Source organism: uncultured Abyssibacter sp. (assembly GCF_964000955.1).
Taxonomy (GTDB): Bacteria; Pseudomonadota; Gammaproteobacteria; order Nevskiales; family OUC007; genus Abyssibacter.
In genome coordinates this window covers 1-5604 of record NZ_CAXFCL010000076.1, presented here as the reverse complement: position 1 = coordinate 5604, position 5604 = coordinate 1, and the positions used below count along the sequence as shown (strand labels likewise).

Below are 5604 nucleotides of genomic sequence, written 5' to 3'. Positions count from 1 at the left end.
TTGTCGCCGGCGCGGCCGCCGCCAAAGAAATCACCGGACGGGCTGGTGGTCGGCAGGTAGACCATGTCCATGGCTTCGTCCACCGCCATCGACGCCCAGACGTTGCCGGCGCCATAGCCTTCCGCCGTGCCGCGTGCCCAGCTGGATGCCGCCGGGTCTTCGGGATCACGTGGCAGCGGGTCGAAAGACCAGAGCTGCTCGCCGCTGCGGGCGTCAAAGGCCAGCACGCGACCGCTGGGCGCTTCCTCGCGCTGGTTGTCGGCGACGATGGAGCCGACCACGACCACATCGTTGACGATGGCCGGGCGGGAGGTCGCCACCAGCTCGCCGGGGAACAGTTCCTCCTTGGTCGCCGGCATCTTCACGGCGCCGCCGTCACCAAAGGTCGGGCAGGGCTTGCCGGTTTTGGTGTCGATGGCGACCAGACGGTAGTCCGCCGTCCCCATGAAAATGCGCGACTGGCACATCGCACCATCTTCGGCTTCGTCGTCATGCCAGTTGGCGATGCCGCGGCATTTCTGCATGCCCAGCACCGGGTCCTCGGGATCGTAGGTCCAGCGCTTCTTGCCGGTGGCCGGGTCTAGCGCGATCAGCCTGCGGCGCGTGGTGCAGACCACCAGGTTGCCGTCGATCATGCTGGGCGTGTCCTCGAAGGCGATCAGCTTGTTGCTGGAATCCGCCGGCGGCACGTCGCCGGTGTGGTATTCCCAGGCCAGCGTCAGCTTGCTCACGTTGTCGCGGTTGATCTGCTTCAACTCGGAATACTTGGTGCCGAATTGGAGCTGATTCACGTCGTCGGGCCCGGCGACTGCAGTGGTCGCGATGCAGGCCAGCACGATCACTCCAAAGCTGCGAAAGGATAATGGGGTCGTCATAGCGCTCACTGTCCCGGTGGTTTCAGGGGAAGCACTGAGCGAATCAGGCGGCCAAGACGAAGCCGGTTTTCGTGCAGGGCCAGGCGGCGCGAGTGCGCTTGGGTTTGTCCCAAGAAGCGAGCGCCAACGCAGCATTGCGCGAAAACCGGCCCGTTCCGGGCGGATTGCGCCAGAAAACTGGCCATGCAGCGTTGCTCGTCGTTCATTTGGAATGACCAAACTTCTCTCCTCGCGCCTTGCCTGGTCAGTTTTCTGGCAGCAACTTGGCAGCATGATTCGCTCAATGCTTCCCCAAGACCTTCCAGACGCCCTGGGCGTTGGCGATGGTCGTCTCGCCGGCCATGATCAGCCCGCGTACAAAGATCAGATGTCGGGTTCTCCGAATCACTTCGGGGTAGCCGACGATGAATTCCCCGGCTCCCGCGCCGGCGATGAACTGCACATGCAGATCGGCGGTGACCATGCTCTGGTGCTGCGCCGCTTCCGAGGCGCCATAGCCGAGGCAGATGTCGGCAAAGGTCATGACGGCGCCGCCGTGGACCTTGCCGAACAGGTTGGTGTGCCGGTCCTCGGCGTGAAAACCGAGCACGCGCCGCTCGGGTGTCCCGCCGATCCAGCAAAGCCCGAGCTGGGCGGTGAAGCCGCTGGGTTCATGCGCGGCCCAGCCGGCGGCCCTGAGCGAGTCCGGATCGGTGGCGGCAAGGGCGGTCATGTCGTTCATGCCGCGAAGCAGTGCCGGGCGACTTCGACGGCCTGTCCGCCGCGACCGCCCTGTTCCGACAGCAGGGCCTTCATGCGGTAGGTCCACAGATGCAGCGGGTGCTCCAGGGTCATGCCCATGGCGCCCAGCATCTGGTGCACGTCGTAGATCAGGCGCGTGGCCGAATCCTGGGCGTGCAGCGCCGCCAGCGCGGCATCGCCATCGTCTCCGGACCAGGCGGCCTTGAGTGCCAGGTGGCGCACGCCGCCGGCCAGCACGGCGCATTCGGCCATGCGATGGCGCAGCGCCTGGAAGCTGCCCAGCGGGCGACCGAACTGCTTGCGCACGGACAGATGCTCGACGGTGGAATCGATCGCGCCCTGCATCAGGCCGGCGACTTCGGCGGCCAGTGCGACGCGGAGCAGGCGGCGAATGGTCCGGGCCTGGTCGTCGGGCAGCGCGGCGAAGCCGGGCGCCTGCGTCAGCCGGGCCATCGGGTAGGCGAACAGCGACTCGACCGGCTCGACCGCATCGCTGGCCGGGCCGATGCTGACCTGATCGCCGTCGATGACGATCCAGGTTTTCGCCGAGGCGGCAAAGCGGCTCGGTCGGCCGTTCTCGATCACGGCGAACGGGCGCGCCCAGTCGCCGTCGAGCTGCGGTCCGACCAGCATAGACAAGGCGATTTCGGTGGTCCAGGGCAGGCGTGCGAGCTGCTCGACCGCCACCGCCGCGGTGACGGGCCCGAGTTCCGGTACCGCCGCGATGTCGAAGAATCCGGCCTCGGTCAGCGCCTCGTCCAGCGCGTTGCTGACCAGCGCAAAGCCATGCGCCTCGGTCGGCGTGCTGCCGAAATCCTCGGCGATTTGTTCGATGGCGGCGGCCACCGCCTGCTGGTCGTCGGTGAGCGTGAAATCCATCAGCGCGGCTCCCGCGGCAGTTCCAGCAGATTCGTGGCGATCAGGTTGAGCTGGATCTCGGCGGCGCCGGAGGCGATGCCCGCCACGATGGCGCGTTGGTGATGGGCGAGCAGCATGGTCTCGCCGCCGGCCAGCGCCTCGGGGATGTGTTCCACGACGAATTCGCCGACAGCCCGCTCGGCGTTCACCGTGGCGTAGCGGGCGGCGTTGGCCTCGGCGCCCGTGCTCAGCCCCTGATGGCGCTGATCGATGATCTGGTAGCTGTACAACCGTGCGGCCTCGCAGGCGGCGTGGGCGCGGGCAGCCTGTTCCACCGCGCCGTGGCCGAATCGCCCTTCGGCCTTCAGCCGCGCAACCGCGCGGTGCAGGGTTTTCGACGCCAGCGCGAAGCGGGGAATGCCCACGCGTTCCAGCGCCAGCGCGGCGCGGACAATGTCCCAGGCCTGGCCTTCCTCGCCCAGGCGGGCGCTGGCCGGCAGTTCGACATCGTCGAAGAAGACCTCGTGGATGTCGCCTTCGCCGATCACGCTGGGAATCTGCCGCACGGTGATGCCCGGCGTGTCCATCGGCAGCAGGAAGATGGAAATGCCGCGTTTGCTGGCATCGGTCCGTGCCAGCAAAAAGCAGGTGTCGGCTTCGCCGGCGTAGGAGGTCCAGACCTTCTGGCCGTTGACGCGGTACAGATCACCGTCACGCTCCGCTCGGGTGCGCAGCGAGGCGAGGTCGGAGCCGGCTTCCGGTTCCGAAAAGCCCTGGCACCATAGCGACTGACCGGCGGCCATCGGCGGGATGTACCGCGCCTGCTGTTCCGGTGAGCCGTAGCGCATCAGGGTCGGGCCGATCCAGTTCACGTTCATGTACTGGCCGCCGCGCGGCTCGCCCGCCATCCACATTTCCTCGGCGAGGATGAAGGCGGACCAGGCGTCCAGGTTGCGACCGCCCCATTCCTCCGGCCAGTGCGGCACCAGCAGGCCGGCCTCGGCGAGTCTGGCGCAGAACAGCTTGGAGAATGCGGTCTGATGTTCCGAGCCCGGGCCGTGGGCCTGCGATTCCCAGTCCTCGGGCAGATGCTCGGCCAGAAAGGCCCGCACGGTTTCCCGAAACTGCTGTTGTTCCGCTGTCCAGGCGAATTCCATTGCGCTTGTCCCCGTGCCCCGCAGGCCGGACCTAGTCCTTCTGGTCCTTGCCGCCGAGCTTGTTGATGTAGCGCTCGATACCGGCGAGGTAGTCGGGGTTGAGCATCAGCACGCTGTTGGCGAGGCGTTCGACGTTGCGGGCCTGGGCCAGGCCGACATCGTGAGCCAGCTCGATCGCCAGCTTGGCGGTGCCCATCTGCTCACTGTTCTGTTCGGCGAGGTGGCGACAGAACCTCATGACGTCCGCATCGAAACTCTCGTCCGGGAAGACCTCGTGCACCAGGCCCATGATCAGCGCCTTGTCGGCGTCGGCCGGCAGGTTCGCCATGATCAGGTAGCGGGTCCAGTGCGTGCCGATGATCCGGGCCAGGCGGCTGATGCCGTTGGAGGCCGGGACCACGCCGAACTTGCCTTCCGGGAAGGCGTAGCTGGCGCTCTTCGCCGCGAGCCGGAAATCGCAGGACAGCGACAGCTCCAGGCCGCCACCCACGCAGGCGGCGTGGTGGGCGACGACGATCGGCTTCTCGATCGCCTCCATCTCGTCGTAGATGCGGTGCATGCCATGCAGTTGCAGGCGATGGCGCTCACGAATGCCGGAGCCGGTGCGCTCCGGCGCGGTGTTGCCGCTGCGCAGATCGGCGCCGGCACAGAAATAGCGGCCGTTGGCGCGGACCAGCAGGACCTTCAGGTCGGGTGTGTCGCGGAAGGTATGCAGCGCCTGTTCGAACCGGCTCATGATCTCGCCGTTCAGGGCGTTGAGCTTGTCGGGCCGGTTCAGCGTCGCGATCAGGATCGCGCCGTTGGTTTCGGTCAGCAGGGCGGGTTCGCTGGTGCTCATGGTGGTACTCCCTAGCCGCGTGAGCGGGGCAAGCCCAGCGCTCGCTCGGCGATCATGCTGCGGTGGACTTCGCTGGTGCCGCCGTAAATCGTCGTGCCCTGGGCGTGGCGATAGCCCTCGTTGAGCACGTGGGCCGGGCCCTTGCGATCGGCCAGCGAATGCGGCGCGGTCAGGTCCAGCAGATCGCGGGCATCGGTGAGGAATTTCTCCGACGAGAACAGCTTGCCCATCGGGCCGTAACCCTGGTTGGGAATCTTCGCGACGCCGGCCCACATGGCGAAGTCCGAGATCACTTCGGACAGGAACACATGGGTCATCGAGCGGGCCAGCCGCGACAGGGCGTCCGGCGTCTCGATCAGCGGCTTGCCGTCGAGGGTGATGTCGCGACAAAGCGTCTCGGCGGCCTTGGCGATCGCACGAATGTTGCGGGCGAAACCGCCGCCGCTGTGCTCCAGTTCCAGGCTGGCGGCCATGACCTTGATGCCACCATCAACCTCGCCCAGCCGGTAGCTGTCGGGGATCTTCACGCCGTCGTAGAACGTGATGTTGGTGCGCTCGTCCTGGAAGGTGTAGACGGGCTGGATGGTCACGCCCTCGGCCTTCAACGGCACGATGAACATGGTCAGGCCCTTGTGCTTGGGCACCTCGGTGTTGGTGCGCGTCAGCATCAGCACGTAGTCGGCGATGTTGGCGCCGCTGGTGAACATCTTGGAGCCGTCGATGCGCCAGCCGTCGCCGTCGCGTGTGGCCTTGCACTGCGCCGCGAATACGTCGGAACCGCAGCCCGGCTCGGAATAGCCCAGGCTGCAAATCGACTCGCCGGCGACGATCCGGGTCAGCGCGTCGGCCTTCAGTTCATCGCTGCCGAAGCGGCGGATGATGTGGCCGACCATGGACGTGGTGCTCACCGCATGGGTGCTCCAGCCCTGGTTTTCGTAGACCTGCATCACCGCGTTCATCGCGTAGGCCGGCGCGTTGCGCCCGCCGAACTCCGGCGGCCAGGCCGGGAACAGCAGCTTGGCTTCGGCCATCTTCTTGTGAAAGCCGGCGTCGAAGCCGTCGAAGGAGTAGTGGGCCTTGGCGCGCAGCTCGGGTGTCAGCGTCTCGTTGAAGAACGCGTCCATCTCGGCGCCGA

The 5604-nt window shown here is 66.7% G+C and carries 6 protein-coding genes; all 6 read right to left on the bottom strand.

The features are described from left to right. Positions 1-875: PQQ-binding-like beta-propeller repeat protein (locus ABNS06_RS03525; RefSeq protein WP_348672601.1), on the bottom strand; the 875-nt coding region annotated here is incomplete at its 3' end. 280 nt (positions 876-1155) lie between these two features. Further along, the gene (locus ABNS06_RS03520; protein WP_348672600.1) at positions 1156-1587 is read right to left on the bottom strand and encodes a PaaI family thioesterase; all 432 of its coding nucleotides are present in this window, start codon (positions 1585-1587) and stop codon (positions 1156-1158) included. A 5-nt stretch (positions 1588-1592) separates the two neighbouring features. Continuing rightward, a complete protein-coding gene (locus ABNS06_RS03515) occupies positions 1593-2495 on the bottom strand; it encodes an acyl-CoA dehydrogenase family protein (RefSeq protein WP_348672598.1) in 903 nt (300 codons plus the stop codon). Then, positions 2495-3631: an acyl-CoA dehydrogenase family protein gene (locus tag ABNS06_RS03510; protein WP_348672596.1), complete on the bottom strand. Its 1137-nt coding sequence runs from the start codon at positions 3629-3631 to the stop codon at positions 2495-2497. Before ABNS06_RS03510 ends, ABNS06_RS03515 begins: the two co-directional genes overlap by 1 nt. 31 nt (positions 3632-3662) lie before the next feature. Next, positions 3663-4469, bottom strand: a complete 807-nt coding sequence (locus tag ABNS06_RS03505; RefSeq protein WP_348672595.1) for an enoyl-CoA hydratase/isomerase family protein — start codon at positions 4467-4469, stop codon at positions 3663-3665. An 11-nt stretch (positions 4470-4480) separates the two neighbouring features. After that, a partial coding sequence (locus tag ABNS06_RS03500) for an acyl-CoA dehydrogenase family protein (protein ID WP_348672593.1) occupies positions 4481-5604 on the bottom strand: 1124 nt, incomplete at its 5' end.